This window comes from Geodermatophilus sp. CPCC 205761 (assembly GCF_051383655.1).
Lineage (GTDB): Bacteria > Actinomycetota > Actinomycetes > Mycobacteriales > Geodermatophilaceae > Geodermatophilus.
In genome coordinates, this window is sequence record NZ_JALPKQ010000078.1 from 1 (window position 1) to 14388 (window position 14388).

The following is a 14388-nucleotide window of genomic DNA, read 5'->3' on the forward strand; positions in this document are numbered from 1 at the left end:
GGCCGGCCCGGGCGCCAGCGGGAGGGCCGCGCCGGGGAGCCGCACCGCGCCGTCGGCCACCGCGACCACCCGCCCGGGCAGCCGCCGGCCGGCCACGTCGAGCGGGCTGGCCAGGGGCTCGGCACCGTGCTCGGCCCGCCACCGCTCGTGCACCTGCGCCACGAAGGCGTCGTCGCGGCGGCGCAGCCGGGCGTCGGTCAGGCTGCGGGTGAAGAAGTGGTAGGCGAACTGCCACGCCGGCAGGGCGTCGTGGGAGCGGCCGAAGTGCTCCCACCAGGAGAGGCTGGGCCGGGCGGCGTCCTGGATCCTGGCCACCTGCGGCTGGCGGGCCGCCTCGTAGGCCGCCAGCGCCGCGTCGACGTCGTCCCCGTGCTCGTCGAGCGCGGCGGCCAGCGCCACGGCGTCCTCCATGGCCATCTTCGTGCCGGACCCGACCGAGAAGTGCGCGGTGTGCGCGGCGTCGCCGAGCAGGGCGACGGCCGTGTGGCCGGCCCGGGCGGTCCACCGGCGGGTGCGCAGCGTGCGGAAGTTGGCCCACCGCGAGTTGTTGACCAGCAGCTGCGCCCCGTCCAGCTGCCCGGCGAAGAGCTCCTCCAGGTAGGCGCGGGTGCGCTCGTCGCTGGGCCCGGGCGGCTGGGTGACGTCGAACGCGTCCAGGCCCGCGGCCCGCCACGACGCCTCGTCGGTCTCCACGATGAACGTGGAGACCCCGGTGCCGATCGGGTACCCGTGGACGGCGAACACCCCGTGCGGGCCGCGCTCGTGCACGAAGGTGAGCCCCTCGAAGGGGTACGTCGTCCCCAGCCAGACGAACTTCGCCGTCGCCGTCTCCACCGAGGCGCCCACCAGGTCGGCGAACCGGGCGCGCACCCGCGAGTTGGCGCCGTCCGCGGCGACCACGAGGTCGTAGCCGGCGGCCAGCACCTCGGCGGGGTCCGCCTCGGTGGAGAACCGGACGTCGACGCCGGCCCGGACCGCCCCCTGCTGGAGCAGCCGCAGCAGCGTGCGCCGCTCCACCGCGGCCATGCCGTTGCCGCCGCAGCGCAGCCGCTCGCCGTGCACGCGGACCTCGATCGGGTCCCAGTGCACGCCGTGCTCGGTCAGCGCGGTCCGCAGCACGGGGTCGGCCTCGTGGATGCCGGCCAGGGTGGCGTCGGAGAAGACCACCCCGAAGCCGAAGGTGTCCTCGGCGCGGTTGCGCTCGAGGACGGTGACCTCCCGGGAGGGGTCGGCGCCGCGCAGCAGGGCGGCGAGGAACAGGCCGCCCGGACCGCCGCCCACCACCGCGATGCGCATCTGCACCCTCCCCGGCCACCGCACCGGTGGCCACGTCCTTGACGGGCGCGGCCAGGGTGGCACAGATTGGCCCGGGCCCGGATCCCCGGAAGCCCGCACCCCGCCTCGACGAGGAGGAACGGGCCCATGGCGGAGAACTTCGTGCTCCAGCACGGCGCGTGGCACGGCGGATGGTCGTGGCAGCCGGTCGCCGCCCGGCTGCGCGCCGAGGGACACCGGGTCACCGCGCCCACCAGCCCCGGCCTGGGCATCGACGACGACCCCGGCGGCGTCACGCTCACCGACTGCGTCGACGCCCTCGTGGCGGCGGTCGAGCGGTCGGGGCTGGACGAGGTGACCCTGGTCGGCCACAGCTGGGGCGGCTACGTCGTCGCCGGCGCCGCCCCGCGGCTGGCCGGCCGGCTCAAGCGGATCGTGTTCTGGAGCGCCTTCGTCCCCGAGGAGGGGCGGGGTCTGATCGACGAGCTGCCGCCCCAGTTCGCGGAGCTGTTCCGGCAGCTGGCCGCGGCGTCGGGCGACAACACGCTCACCCTCCCCCTCGATGTCTTCCAGGCTGGCTTCATGCAGGACGCCGACCCGGAGACCGCAGCAGTGGTGCACGCGGTGCTGCGCCCGCAGCCCTTCCTGACGTTCACCGACCCGGCGGTCGGCGGCAACGCGTACCGGGACCTCGGCGTCCCGATCGACTACCTGCTGTCCGTCGACGACATCGCCCTGCCGCCCGGCGAGCACGCGTGGACGCCGCGCTTCCCCGAGCGCTGCGGCGCGGCGGTCACCGAGGTGCCCGGCAGCCACGAGTCGATGTTCACCCGCCCGGCCGAGCTGGCCGGCGGCATCCTGCGGCTGGCCACGGCCAGTCACAATGACCGAGCGACCGACCGAGGGGAGCGGCGATGACCGACCGACAGGGCATCCCGGCGCGCGAGCTGTCCGACGAGGAGCTGGAGCGCCAGGGCGTGCACGCCCATGCGATGCGGCACTGGGTCTTCCTGCACGGCACCGCCGAGCAGTTCCGTACGCACACCGAGCGCATGCTCGAACTGGAGCAGGAGTACCTGCGCCGGCACCCGCAGCGCACGTGGCAGGGCTCCGGCGGCGAGGCGGTGGCGCCCTCCCGCGACGACCGCATCCGCGACCTCGTGCAGACCTTCTCCCGGGCGATCACCGCCCTGCTGGACGAGGAGCCGGCCGCCGCCGCGCCTCCACGGGAGCGCACCGACCCGGAGCAGGCCCAGGCAGCGCTGCTGCGCCGGTTCGCCGACGCGCCCGGCGGCCGGATGCACAAGCTGGAGGCGCACCAGATCGCCCGCCAGCTGGCGCCCGACAGCCACCTGGTGGCCGGGCTGTACCGCCAGGACCCCCCGCTGCTGCTGGCCGAGCGGGACATGCGGGTGCTCACCGACGCCGGGCGGGCCTGGCTCGAGCGGCACCCGGTGCCGGCCTGAGACGGGTCAGCGGTCGCGGCTGAGCTCGGCCCAGGCCTGCTGCGCCCGCGGCGCCCACGAGGCGTGCCGCTCGCGGAAGACCTCCGCCGCCCGCGCGCCGCTCCAGCGCGGCGGGAGCAGCTCGCGGGGAAGCCCGGGGTCGAGCAGCGGGAAGCGCCGCCACTCCTGCACGAGCCGGACCTGCGCGACCAGCGCCTGGCGGTCGGTGCGGGGGCGGCGCCGGCTGACCAGCTCGAGGAAGTCCTCGTAGCCGCGCTCGATGGCGTCGAGGTCCCAGGCGGTGCGGGCCAGGGAACGCTCGTCCCCGATCACCCCGGAGGTCGCGACGAACGACCAGCTGCCGGCCGCCAGGCCCAGCTCGTCGAGCACCCGACGGGCCTCCTGCTCGCGGTCGACGCGCGGGGTGACCCACGTCCCGGCGTCCAGCGACCCGAGGCCGGCCCAGCCCAGCTGGGTGCGCAGCCGCTGCCGCAGGGCACGGTTGTTCTCCGGGACGCCGACCGACAACACCAGCCAGCGGCCGTCCCACCGGCGGTCGTCGGCGGCGAAGCCGTAGATGCGGTCGGTGCCCTCCCGCAGCAGCCGGGTGCCCGCCGCGGTCAGCGACCAGCGGGTCTCCCGGCCGATCCGGCTGGCCTCGATCCACCCGCTGTCGGCGGTGCGCATGATCGCCTGCCGCGCGGCCTTCTCGGCGACGTCGAGGTCGGCGAGCAGGTCGATGAGGCTCGCCGTCCAGACCGGGCGGGCGCTGGGCAGCACGAACTCGCCGAGCACGGTGAGCAGCAGGCTGCGCGCGCTGGCGGCCCCCAGCTCCTGCCGGCGGGTGACGAACGGTCCCTCGACGACCTCCACGCTCCTCATCGTGACACCCCGTGTCGACCGGTCCACGCTCCACGCCCGGGACGACGCCCAGGTCACGGAACGACACCATCTCGGCCGGAACCGGACTGTGACCCTTGACACAGTCAGACCGGACACTACAAGGTTCCGTGTCATCAGGCGTGCGGGTGTAGCACGTCGCGACCCCCGGAGTGTGCCCGTGCTGCATCACCTGACCGGACGGCGACTGCTCGGCGGCCTCGGCGCCGGCGTCCTCACCCTGGCCATGACCGCGTGCGGCGGCGGCAGCCTCGGCGGGGACGAGGGCGGGGACGGCGGAGGCGGCGGGGAGGGGGGCGGCCCGGTCCGCGTCGGGCTGGTCATCCCGCAGGCCGGCGTCTACACCCCGCTGGGCGAGGACATGCAGCAGGGCTGGGACCTGTGGCTGGAGCAGAACGGCGGCGAGATGGGCGGCTTCACCGTCGAGACGGTGACCGCCGACGAGGGCGAGGGCCCCGACACCGGCGTCCCCGCCGTGCAGCGGCTGCTCACCGAGGGCGACGTCGACGCGCTGGTCGGCATCGTCAACTCCGCCACCGCGCTCGGCGTCGCCGAGCAGGTGACCGAGGCGCAGATCCCGCTCATCGTCGCCAACGCCGGCGCGGAGGCGATCACCAAGGACGCCGCCAGCCCCTACGTCTGGCGCTCGTCGTTCACCAACGCCCAGATCGCCGCCGCCATGGGCGAGCACCTGGCCGCGGAGGGCATCGGCCCGGTCTACGTGATGGCCCCGGACTACGCGGCCGGCCAGGAGGTCGTCGCGGGCTTCACCGCCGCCTACACCGCCGGCGGCGGCACGATCGCCGGCCAGGCGCTGACGCCGTTCGGCACCACGCAGGACTTCCAGCCGTTCCTGTCCGGCATCCAGTCCTCCGGCGCCGCGGCCACGTTCGTGTTCTACGCCGGCGGCGAGGCGGTCAGCTTCGTCCAGCAGTACGCGGACTTCGGCCTCAAGGACACCATCCCGCTGTACGGCTCCGGCTTCCTCACCGAGGGCAGCGTGCTCGACGCGCAGGGCCCCGCGGCGGTCGGCGTCCGGACGACGCTGCACTACTCGACCGAGATCGACAACGAGGCCAACACCGAGTTCGTGGAGGCCTACCAGGCGGCCTACGACGAGCTGCCGACGACGTACGCGGTGCAGGCCTACGACGCGGCCAACGTCCTGGCCCGGGCGCTGGAGGCGGCCGGCGACACCGGCGGCGAGCCGCTGAGCGAGGCGCTCGGCGGGCTCGGCGAGATCGACGACAGCCCGCGCGGCCCGTGGACCTTCACGAACCAGACGCCGGAGCAGGCCGTCTACCTGCGCGAGGTCGTCGACGAGGGCGGCACGCTGGTCAACTCCGTCGTCGAGGAGCTCGGCGTCTTCCCCCAGCCCTGACCCCTCGGGAACAGGAGGAGAGGAGCCGATCCATGCTCGGCTGGTTCGACGCGAACCTCGTCAGCATCCTCAACGGCTTCGCCATCGGCGCGCTGCTGTTCGTCCTCGCCGTCGGGCTGTCCATCGTCTTCGGGATGATGGACGTGCTGAACCTCGCCCACGGCGCGTTCTTCCTCGTCGGCTCCTACCTGGCGGTCACCTTCGTCGCCGGGGAGTCCTGGGGCGGGTTCCTCACCGCCCTCGCCGTCGCCGCGCTCGTCGGGCTGCTCGCCGGCGGGGTCCTGTCGGGGATGACCGAGCCGCTGGCCCGGCGGCCGATCCTCGACCAGGCCCTGCTCACCCTCGGCATCTCACTGATCGTCGCCGAGGTGCTCTCGATCGTGTACGGCAACGACGTCCGCTCGGTCTCGCCGCCCCCGGGCCTGGACGGGAGCGTGGACGTCGCCGGCGACGCCTACCCGACCTACCGGCTGCTCCTCATCGGGATCGGCCTGCTGCTGGCGCTGGTCGTCTGGCTGGTCGTGGAGCGGACATCGGTCGGCGCCCTGGTGCGGGCCAGCGTCGCCGACCGGGAGATGGTCTCGGCGATGGGCATCGACAACCGCAAGGTGAAGGTCGCAGTCCTGGGCATCGGCTCGATGCTCGCCACCGTCGCCGGCGTGCTGGCGGCCCCGGTCTACGGCGCCCGCCCCGGGCTGGACGAGACGATCCTCCTGCTGGCTCTGGTGGTCATCGTGATCGGCGGCCTGGGCTCCATCCGCGGGGCGCTCATCGGCGCGCTGGTCATCGGCCAGGTCGAGTCGCTGGGCCGCGCGCTGCTGCCCGACCTCGCCTCGTTCATCCTGTTCGGCACGCTCGCGCTGGTGCTGATCGTCCGGCCCCGTGGACTCTTCGCCGGGAAGGTGGCCCACTGATGAGCGTGGAGAGCCCGCCCGTCGTCAGCACCGCCGACGGCGCCATGACCGCGGAGGCCCCGCCGCGGCGCCGCAACCGGCCACTGGCCGTCGTCCTCGGCCTGGCCCTGGTGGCGGTGCTCGCCGCGGTGCCGCTGTTCGTCGACCCCTTCGGCACGAACACCGTCTCGCGGATGCTCGTCTTCGCACTGTTCGCCATGAGCCTGGACCTGCTGGTCGGCCTCACCGGGCTGCCCTCCCTCGGGCACGCCGCCTGGTTCGGCATCGGCGCCTACACCGCGGGCCTCGTGGCGATCCACTGGACCGCCGAGGGCGTGGTCACCGTGCTGGCGGCCGCGGTCGCCGGCGCGGTGGCGGCCGCCGCGACCGGCTGGCTGGCGGTGCGCAGCGGCGGGGTCTTCTTCCTCATGCTCACCCTGGCGATCGGCGAGCTGGTGCACCAGCTGGCCCAGTCGCTGTCGTCGGTGACCGGCGGCTCCAACGGCCTGTTCGGGATCCCCTCGGTGCGGATCGCCGGCACGCCGCTCACGCTGGCCGGGTACGTGTACTGGTTCGTCCTCGCGGTCGTCGTCCTGGGCGCCCTGTGCCTGTGGCTGGTGGCCGCCTCGCCGTTCGGCAGCGTGCTGCGGGGCATCCGGGACAACGAGGCGCGGATGCGCTCGCTGGGGTACTCGCCGTTCCGCTACAAGTACCTGGCCTTCGCCATCGCCGGCGGTTTCGCCGGGCTGGCCGGGGGCCTGTTCGCCGGGCTGGTCCGGATCGTCAACCCCAGCGACACCGGCTTCACGACCAGCGCGCTCCTGCTGCTGGCCGTCGTCCTCGGCGGCGCGGGCTCGCTCTGGGGGCCGGCGCTCGGCGCGGCGGTCGTCGTCCTCGTCCGGGACACCTTCGGGCCGACCCTCGACGGGCACGGTCCGCTGCTGCTGGGCCTGGTCTTCGTCGTCGCGGTCTACCTGCTGCCCCGGGGCGTGGCCGGCCTGGCGGGCCTCCGCCGCGGTGCACCCGGCCGGCGGCGCCCCCGGGAGGGTTCGTCATGAGCGCACCCCTGCTGTCCCTGTCCGGCGTGAGTCGCTCGTTCGGCGCGCTCAAGGCGGTGGACGACGTCACGCTCGAGGTGCCGGCCGGCGCGCGGCACGCCCTCATCGGCCCCAACGGCGCCGGCAAGAGCACGCTGTTCAAGCTGGTCACCGGGTCGATGCCGGTCTCCGCCGGCACGGTCGCGCTGGCCGGGGACGACATCACGCGGCTGTCCGAGCCGCAGCGCGCCCGGCGCGGGATCAGCCAGACCCTGCAGCACTCCAGCCTGTTCCTCAGCCAGACCGTGGAGCAGAACGTGCTGCTGGCCGCGCAGCGGCAGCACCGCAGCCGGCACTCGCTGGTCCCCCGCCGGCAGGCCGCGGCCCGCGAGCGGGCCCGGGGGCTGCTCGCCGACGTCGGGCTCGCCGAGCGCGCCACCACCCCGGTCGCCGCGCTCTCCCACGGCGAGCGGCGGCAGCTGGAGGTCGCGGTGGCGCTCGCCTGCGAGCCGACCCTGCTGCTGCTCGACGAGCCGGCGGCCGGGATGTCGCCGGCGGAGAGCGCGCGCCTGGTCGGCCTGCTCAAGCAGCTGCCGGAGTCGGTGACGCTGGTGATCGTCGAGCACGACCTGGACGTCGTCTTCGCCCTGGCCACCTCGGTGACGGTGCTCCACCTGGGCCGGGTGCTGCTCACCGGCAGCCCGGACGAGGTGCGCGGCAGCGCCGCGGTGCAGGAGGCCTACCTCGGCACCGGCCGGGAGGCGCTGTTCCTCGACGGAACGGGCCCGGCCCGGCTGGAGGTGAGCTGAGTGCTCGAGGTGCGCGGGCTGCGGTCCGGCTACAAGCGCAGCACCGTCCTGCAGGGCGTCGACCTCGACGTCGCCGACGGCCGGGTGCTCGGGCTGCTCGGCCGCAACGGCGTCGGCAAGACCACCCTCGTGCACACGCTCATGGGCCTGGTGACGCCGTCGGGCGGGACGGTGCACCTGGGCGGGGCAGACCTGACCGGCCGCCGTCCGGACGTCGTCGCCCGGGCCGGCGTGGCGATCGTGCCGCAGGGCCGGCGGGTGTGGGCGCCGCTCACCGTGACCGAGCACCTGGACCTCGCCGCGCGGCGCGGCCGGGGGCGCGGGCCGTGGGACGTCCCCCGGGTGCTGGAGCTGCTCCCCCGCCTCGGCGAGCGCCGGCGGCACGCGGCCGGCCAGCTCTCCGGCGGCGAGCAGCAGATGCTGGCGATCGCCCGCGCGCTGCTCACCAACCCCCGGCTGGTGCTCATGGACGAGCCCTCCGACGGGCTGGCCCCGGCCGTCGTCGACCTCATCGGCGAGGCGATCGCCGGGATGAAGGCCGAGGGGACGACGCTGGTCGTGGTGGAGCAGGACCTGCACCTCGCCTTCGCCGTCGCCGACGAGATCGCGGTGATGGACAAGGGGCGGGTCGTGCACCGCTCCCCCACCCTCGAGTTCCGCCGCGACAGCTCGGTGGCCCACGCCCTCCTCGGCGTCGCCTGAGTCGTCCGGGAGGCAGAAATGGACATTTCTGCCCTCCCGGAGCGGCGGTCAGTAGCGGTGGTGCTCGGGGTCGACGTAGCCCCCGCTCTCCTCCCGCCCCGGCCCCAGGTCGCCGCCGGTGGCCGGCGGGTCGTCGGCGTGCGGGCGGGCGGCCGCCCGGTCCCGCTCCGCGGTGTAGCGCGCCTGCCGTGCCTCGTCCGGCGGCGCGGGCGGCCCCGCCCCGGGCCGGCCGGCCTGGCGCTGGCCGGTGTTGCCGGACCGGACGGCGACCCGCTTGCGCAGCCGGCCCTCGTCGTCGGCGCGGAAGCCGTGCGCGAGGAACCAGGCCGTCACCGCGTCCCGCTCCGGGTGTGTGTCCCGCACCACATTGACCACGTAGTTCAGCCCGCGCTCCGCCGCCTCCTCCTCCAGCCGGGTCAGTGTGAACGCGCCCACGCCGGTCCCCCGGGCGCCCGCCTCCACGGCGAGGAGGATCTCCGCGTCGCCCCAGACGTCGTCGAGCCAGCCGTAGGCCAGCACCCGGTCGCCGTCCTCGACCCGCCACCAGTCGGCCGCCAGTCGCTCGCCAGGACGCCCGGGTGCGGTGGGGAACACGCCCTCGGGGACCGAGGCGAAGACCCGCTCCCGGTCCGCGTCCCAGTGCGGGTCGGGGTCCGCCACCCAGCGCCACCGGTCCGTGCCCGTGCCCGTCGTGGTCATCGCGCCGCTCCGTCTCCTCCCGGGGTCCCCAGCCTGGCACCCGGGCGCCGCCCGGCGAAGACATCTACAGATCATCCACCGCTTGCGCATTGTCGTGTAGCACGTCAAGATGGGTGGCGAGCGCCACGTCCCCACGCGCCGGCAACTCCCCTGGAGGCACCGTGACCACCCTCGAAGACCGCTCGGAGACCACGCCCGAGGGCCCCGCCCCTGTCGCCGAGCCGGCCGCGACCACCGAGGTCTCCTTCGACACCTCCCCGGAGGCCTACAAGCACTGGACGCTGTCGGTGGACGGCGAGATCGCCACGCTGACCCTCGACGTGGCCGAGGACGGCGGCATCGTCCCCGGCTACGAGCTGAAGATGAACAGCTACGACCTCGGCGTCGACATCGAGCTGCACGACGCGGTCCAGCGGATCCGCTTCGAGCACCCCGAGGTGAAGGCGGTCGTCGTCACCAGCGGCAAGGAGCGGATGTTCTGCGCCGGCGCCAACATCAAGATGCTGGCCGCCTCGCCGCACAGCTGGAAGGTGAACTTCTGCAAGTTCACCAACGAGACCCGCAACGGGTTCGAGGACGCCAGCGCCCACTCCGGCCTGTCGTTCATCGCCGCGGTCAACGGCACCGCCGCCGGTGGCGGCTACGAGCTCGCCCTCGCCTGCGACCAGATCGTGCTGGTCGACGACAACTCCTCGGCCGTGTCGCTGCCCGAGGTGCCGCTGCTCGGCGTCCTCCCCGGCACCGGCGGCCTGACCCGCGTGGTCGACAAGCGCGGCGTCCGGCGCGACCTCGCCGACGTCTTCTCCACCACCGCCGAGGGCATCCGCGGCGAGAAGGCCGTGCAGTGGCGCCTGGTCGACGCCAGCGTCAAGGCCCGCGACCTCCCCGGCGAGGTCGCCCGGCGGGCCGCCGAGCTGGCCGCCGGCTCCAACCGCCCCGGCGCCGGCGCCGGCGGCGTGCAGCTCACCCCGCTGCGCCGCGAGACCGACGGCGACACCACCCGCTACGAGCACGTCCGCGTCGTCCTGGACCGCAGCTCCGGCACCGCGACGATCACCGTGCTCGGCCCGACGGCGGTGCCCGGCAGCGTCGAGGAGCTGCAGCAGCAGGGCGACGCCGCCTGGCTGCTGGCCGCCACCCGCGAGCTGGACGACGCGATCCTGCGGCTGCGCACCAACGAGCTGGCGATCGGCACCTGGCTGCTGCGCACCGAGGGCGACCCGGCGACCGTGGCGGCCTACGACGAGTTCCTGCTGGCCAACCGCGCGCACTGGCTGGTCAACGAGACGATCGGCTTCTACCGCCGCACGGTGAAGCGGCTGGACACCACCTCGCGCAGCCTGTTCGCACTCATCGAGCCCGGCTCCTGCTTCGTCGGCGCGTTGGCCGAGATCGCCTTCGCGGCCGACCGGCAGTTCATGCTCGAGGGCCAGTTCGAGGACGACGACGACCCGAAGCCGGCCGCGGTGATCCGGCTGGACGAGTTCAACACCGGCCTGCTGCCCATGGGCAACGGCCTGTCCCGGCTGCAGGTCCGGTTCCTGGGCAGCGCCGACGAGCTGGCCGCCGCGGAGGCCGCCGTCGGCCGGGACCTCGCCGCCGCCGACGCCCTCGAGCTGGGCCTGGTCACCAGCACGCCCGACGACATCGACTGGGAGGACGAGGTCCGCCTGGTCGTCGAGGAGCGGGCCAGCTTCTCCCCCGACGCGCTGACCGGCATGGAGGCCAACCTCCGCTTCGCCGGTCGCGAGACCCCCGAGACGAAGGTCTTCGGCCGGCTCACCGCCTGGCAGAACTGGATCTTCCAGCGGCCCAACGCCGCTGGCCCCGAAGGAGCGCTGCGCCGGTACGGCACCGGCAAGCGGGCGGACTACGACAGGAAGCGGGTCTGAGCGCATGACCACCACGGAGAGCAGCCCCACGAACGGCACCGTCACCGGCGAGGCCCCCACGCCGACCGGCCCGACGTCGACGATCGACTACAGCGAGAAGATCCCCAACAACGTCAACCTGGCCGGCGACCGCAAGCTGCAGCGCGCCCTGGAGGGCTGGCAGCCCAAGTTCATCGACTGGTGGAAGAACCTCGGCCCGTCCATCCCGACCCACGACGTCTACCTGCGCACCGCCATCGCCGTCGGCCGGGACGGCTGGGCGCACTTCGACCGGGTGCCGATGGAGGAGTACCGCTGGGGCATCTTCCTGGCCGAGCGCGACCCGGACCGGAAGGTGAACTTCGGCGACAAGAAGGGCGAGCCGGCCTGGCAGGAGGTGCCCGGCGAGCACCGGTCGGACCTGCGCCGGCTCATCGTCATCCAGGGCGACACCGAGCCCGCCTCGGTCGAGCAACAGCGGCACCTGGGCATGACCGCGCCCTCGCTGTACGACATGCGCAACCTCTTCCAGGTCAACGTGGAGGAGGGCCGGCACCTGTGGGCGATGGTCTACCTGCTGCACGCCTACTTCGGGAAGGACGGGCGCGAGGAGGCCGAGCAGCTGCTCAAGCGCAACTCCGGCGACTTCGACTCCCCGCGCATCCTCGGCGCCTTCAACGAGGAGACGACCGACTGGCTGTCGTTCTTCATGTTCACCTACTTCACCGACCGGGACGGCAAGTACCAGCTCGGGACGCTGAAGGAGAGCGGCTTCGACCCGCTGGCGCGCACCTGCGAGTTCATGCTCAAGGAGGAGGCGCACCACATGTTCGTCGGGACGACGGGCGTGCAGCGCACCGTCCAGCGGACCGCGCAGCTGATGAAGGAGCACGGCACCGACGACATCTGGCAGTACGGCGGCATCCCGCTCTCGGTGATCCAGAAGTACCTGAACTTCCAGTTCTCCGTCTCCATGGACCTCTTCGGCTCGGAGACCTCGTCCAACGTGGCCGCGTACTACACCTCCGGGCTCAAGGGCCGGTGGATGGAGACCCGCCGCAAGGACGACCACCTGCTGCACGACCTCACCATGGAGGTCCCGGTGGTCGAGGGCGGGAAGCTGGCCACCCGCACCGTGCCGATGCTCACCGCGCTCAACCTCGACCTGCGCAACGAGTACGCCGCCGACTGCGAGAACGGCGTCAAGCGGTGGAACCAGGAGCTGGAGGAGGCCGGCCTCGAGGAGCGCCTGTACCTCCCGCACCAGGGCTTCAACCGCAAGGTCGGCGCGTTCGCCGGGCACCACATCACACCCACCGGCGAGATCGTCGACGAGGCCACCTGGGAGAAGGCGGTGGGCGACCACCTGCCGACGGCCGAGGACCGCGCCCGCGTCGCCGAGCTGATGGTGCCGCACTACGAGCCCGGTGAGTTCGCCGGATGGATCGCGCCCCCGTCGGTCGGCATCAACTCGCTGCCGGTCGAGTACGACTACGTCCGCTTCTGATCTCGCCGGGGTCGCCGGGGAACGGTTCCCGTTCCCCGGCGACCCCGCTCCCTCGCAGAAGGGCTGAGCAGCGTGGCCACCCTCGACACCGCCCCACCCGACCTCCCGCTCCCGTCCGCGGCGCCGGCCGGCCCAGAGCCGTTCAACGCCGCCGAGTGGCTGGTCACCCGGCACGCCCGCACCGACCCGGGGCGGCGGGCGATCACCGCGATCGACCTCGACGGCGGCGTGCGCACCCTCACCTACGGCGAGCTCGACGACGCGGTCACCCGCTTCGCCGCCGCCCTGCTCGCCTCCGGTGTGCGCCCCGAGGAGCGGCTGCTGCTCTGCATGGGCGACACCCCGGAGCTGCTCACCGCCTTCCTGGCCGGCCTGCGCATCGGTGCCGTCCCGGTGCCGGTGAGCACGATGCTCAAGCCCAAGGACATCGCCGTGCTCGCCCAGGACAGCCGCGCCCGGCTGGTCGCGCTCAGCTCGGAGTTCACCGCGCTGGCACCGGCCCTCGGCGGCCTGCGCGACCTCGCCGACGTCGTCGTGTTCGACGCCCCGGAGCTGCCGGAGGTCGAGGGCGCCCGGGTGCGCTCGTGGGAGTCCTTCGTCGCCGCGGGCGCCGACGACCTCGACCGGGCGGCCACGCCGTACCCGACGATCGCCGACTCGCCGGCCTTCTGGCTCTACACCTCCGGCACGACCGGCACGCCGAAGGGCGCGATGCACCGGCACGGGTCGCTGCGGGACACCGCCGAGACCTACGCCCGGGACGTGCTGGCCATCGGCCCGGACGACGTCACCTTCTCGGTGGCCAAGTTCTTCTTCGCCTACGGGCTGGGCAACACGATGACGTTCCCGTTCTCCGTCGGGGCCGGCACGGTCCTGGACCGGGCCCGGCCCAGCCCGGCGAGCACGCTGCGGGTGCTGCAGGAGCACCGGCCGACCCTGTTCTTCGGCGGCCCGACGTACTACGCCGCCCTGCTGGCCGCGGGCCTGCCCGCCGACGCGTTCAGCAGCGTCCGGGCGTGCGTCTCGGCCGGCGAGGCGTTCCCCGCGGCGCTGTTCGAGCGGTTCACCGGCACGTTCGGCGTCGAGATGCTCGACGGCATCGGCTCGACCGAGATGCTGCACATCTTCATCAGCGGCCGGCCCGGGCGGACCCGCGCCGGCTCGACCGGCGAGGTCGTCGCCGGCTACGAGGCCAAGATCGTCGACGACGAGGGCGCCCCGGTGCCCGACGGCACACCCGGCCACCTCTACGTCCGCGGCACCTCGGCGGCGACCGGCTACTGGCAGCGGACGGAGGTCACCCGGCGGGTCTTCCAGGGGCCGTGGGTGCGCACCGGCGACACCTACGTGCGCAGCGCGGACGGCTACTACTCCTCGCTGGGCCGCACCGACGACATCATCAAGGCCGGCGGGATCTGGGTCTCCCCCACCGAGGTCGAGGAGCGGCTGCGCCAGCACCCGGCGGTCAGCCAGGTGGTCGTGGTGTCGCTGCCCGACGCCGACGGGCTGGACAAGCCGGTCGCCTGCGTGGTCCTGATGCCCGGCGAGACGACGGCGGAGGAGGACCTCGTGACCTTCTGCCGCGAGGGGCTCGCCGCGTTCAAGCGCCCCCGCCACGTGCTGGTGTTCGACGAGCTGCCGACCACCGCGACCGGCAAGCTGCAGCGCTTCCGCGTCCGCGAGCTGGCCCTCGACCGGCTCAGCGGCGCGGCCCGCTCCGACAACCTCGCCACCCCTGGAGGAACCCCGTGACGACCGCGACCGACACCTCGCCGCCGGGGACCGCGGCCGGCGACGGCCGCCGCGTCGAGGTCGACCTGCTCGTCGTCGGGGCCGGCCCGGCGGGCCTGTACGCCGCGTACTACGCCG

13 protein-coding genes are annotated in these 14388 nt (G+C 74.0%); 10 read left to right on the top strand and 3 right to left on the bottom strand.

The window, feature by feature from the left end; translation table 11 throughout:
* Nucleotides 1-1296: FAD-dependent monooxygenase (locus tag MY526_RS26000; RefSeq protein WP_436705392.1), on the bottom strand; the 1296-nt coding region annotated here is incomplete at its 3' end.
* Between the two features lie 126 nt (nucleotides 1297-1422).
* Here MY526_RS26000 and MY526_RS26005 point away from each other — a divergent pair.
* Both MY526_RS26005 and MY526_RS26010 read left to right on the top strand, forming a co-directional pair.
* On the top strand, nucleotides 1423-2193 hold the full coding sequence (locus MY526_RS26005) for an alpha/beta fold hydrolase (RefSeq protein ID WP_436695780.1): 771 nt from the start codon (nucleotides 1423-1425) through the stop codon (nucleotides 2191-2193).
* A complete protein-coding gene (locus MY526_RS26010; RefSeq protein ID WP_436695779.1) occupies nucleotides 2190-2741 on the top strand; it encodes a DUF6158 family protein in 552 nt (183 codons plus the stop codon). The genes MY526_RS26005 and MY526_RS26010 overlap by 4 nt, the downstream gene beginning before the upstream one ends.
* Nucleotides 2742-2747: 6 nt before the next feature.
* On the opposite strand, the gene MY526_RS26015 is transcribed toward MY526_RS26010, so the two are convergent.
* On the bottom strand, nucleotides 2748-3602 hold the full coding sequence (locus MY526_RS26015; RefSeq protein ID WP_436695778.1) for a PaaX family transcriptional regulator: 855 nt from the start codon (nucleotides 3600-3602) through the stop codon (nucleotides 2748-2750).
* 178 nt (nucleotides 3603-3780) lie between these two features.
* Here MY526_RS26015 and MY526_RS26020 point away from each other — a divergent pair, with 178 nt between their 5' ends.
* Genes MY526_RS26020 through MY526_RS26040 form a run of 5 tightly spaced genes read left to right on the top strand, consistent with a single transcriptional unit; the run spans nucleotide 3781 to nucleotide 8442 of the window.
* Nucleotides 3781-5001: an ABC transporter substrate-binding protein gene (locus MY526_RS26020; protein ID WP_436695777.1), complete on the top strand. Its 1221-nt coding sequence runs from the start codon at nucleotides 3781-3783 to the stop codon at nucleotides 4999-5001.
* 32 nt (nucleotides 5002-5033) lie between these two features.
* A complete protein-coding gene (locus MY526_RS26025) occupies nucleotides 5034-5915 on the top strand; it encodes a branched-chain amino acid ABC transporter permease (RefSeq protein WP_436695776.1) in 882 nt (293 codons plus the stop codon).
* Nucleotides 5915-6952 carry a branched-chain amino acid ABC transporter permease gene (locus tag MY526_RS26030; protein WP_436705393.1) on the top strand — a complete coding sequence of 346 codons (1038 nt, stop codon included), beginning with the start codon at nucleotides 5915-5917 and terminating at the stop codon, nucleotides 6950-6952. The genes MY526_RS26025 and MY526_RS26030 overlap by 1 nt, the downstream gene beginning before the upstream one ends.
* Complete coding sequence (locus tag MY526_RS26035; RefSeq protein ID WP_436695774.1) at nucleotides 6949-7740, top strand: ABC transporter ATP-binding protein; 792 nt, start codon at nucleotides 6949-6951, stop codon at nucleotides 7738-7740. The genes MY526_RS26030 and MY526_RS26035 overlap by 4 nt, the downstream gene beginning before the upstream one ends.
* The gene (locus tag MY526_RS26040; protein ID WP_436695773.1) at nucleotides 7741-8442 is read left to right on the top strand and encodes an ABC transporter ATP-binding protein; all 702 of its coding nucleotides are present in this window, start codon (nucleotides 7741-7743) and stop codon (nucleotides 8440-8442) included.
* A gap of 48 nt (nucleotides 8443-8490) precedes the next feature.
* Here MY526_RS26040 and MY526_RS26045 read toward each other — a convergent pair whose 3' ends face one another.
* Complete coding sequence (locus MY526_RS26045) at nucleotides 8491-9141, bottom strand: GNAT family N-acetyltransferase (RefSeq protein ID WP_436705394.1); 651 nt, start codon at nucleotides 9139-9141, stop codon at nucleotides 8491-8493.
* A gap of 161 nt (nucleotides 9142-9302) precedes the next feature.
* Here MY526_RS26045 and boxC point away from each other — a divergent pair, with 161 nt between their 5' ends.
* The 3 genes from boxC to MY526_RS26060 all read left to right on the top strand — a co-directional run bounded on the left by boxC (nucleotide 9303) and on the right by MY526_RS26060 (nucleotide 14271).
* Nucleotides 9303-11033, top strand: coding sequence for a 2,3-epoxybenzoyl-CoA dihydrolase (gene boxC, locus MY526_RS26050; RefSeq protein WP_436705395.1), 1731 nt, complete (start codon nucleotides 9303-9305; stop codon nucleotides 11031-11033).
* 4 nt (nucleotides 11034-11037) lie between these two features.
* Nucleotides 11038-12519 carry a benzoyl-CoA 2,3-epoxidase subunit BoxB gene (gene boxB, locus MY526_RS26055; protein ID WP_436695770.1) on the top strand — a complete coding sequence of 494 codons (1482 nt, stop codon included), beginning with the start codon at nucleotides 11038-11040 and terminating at the stop codon, nucleotides 12517-12519.
* Nucleotides 12520-12591: 72 nt separating this feature from the next.
* Entirely contained in the window at nucleotides 12592-14271 is a 1680-nt protein-coding gene (locus tag MY526_RS26060; RefSeq protein ID WP_436695769.1) for a benzoate-CoA ligase family protein, read from the top strand.
* The last annotated feature ends 117 nt before the right edge of the window (nucleotides 14272-14388 follow it).

What these genes read in the sequence shown, in the direction of transcription:
- MY526_RS26005 (WP_436695780.1), top strand. Translation starts at nt 1,423, where the DNA reads ATGGCGGAGAACTTCGTGCTCCAGCACGGCGCGTGGCACGGCGGATGG.
- MY526_RS26010 (WP_436695779.1), top strand. Translation starts at nt 2,190, where the DNA reads ATGACCGACCGACAGGGCATCCCGGCGCGCGAGCTGTCCGACGAGGAG.
- MY526_RS26015 (WP_436695778.1), bottom strand. Translation starts at nt 3,602, where the DNA reads ATGAGGAGCGTGGAGGTCGTCGAGGGACCGTTCGTCACCCGCCGGCAG.
- MY526_RS26025 (WP_436695776.1), top strand. Translation starts at nt 5,034, where the DNA reads ATGCTCGGCTGGTTCGACGCGAACCTCGTCAGCATCCTCAACGGCTTC.
- MY526_RS26030 (WP_436705393.1), top strand. Translation starts at nt 5,915, where the DNA reads ATGAGCGTGGAGAGCCCGCCCGTCGTCAGCACCGCCGACGGCGCCATG.
- MY526_RS26035 (WP_436695774.1), top strand. Translation starts at nt 6,949, where the DNA reads ATGAGCGCACCCCTGCTGTCCCTGTCCGGCGTGAGTCGCTCGTTCGGC.
- MY526_RS26045 (WP_436705394.1), bottom strand. Translation starts at nt 9,141, where the DNA reads ATGACCACGACGGGCACGGGCACGGACCGGTGGCGCTGGGTGGCGGAC.
- boxB (WP_436695770.1), top strand. Translation starts at nt 11,038, where the DNA reads ATGACCACCACGGAGAGCAGCCCCACGAACGGCACCGTCACCGGCGAG.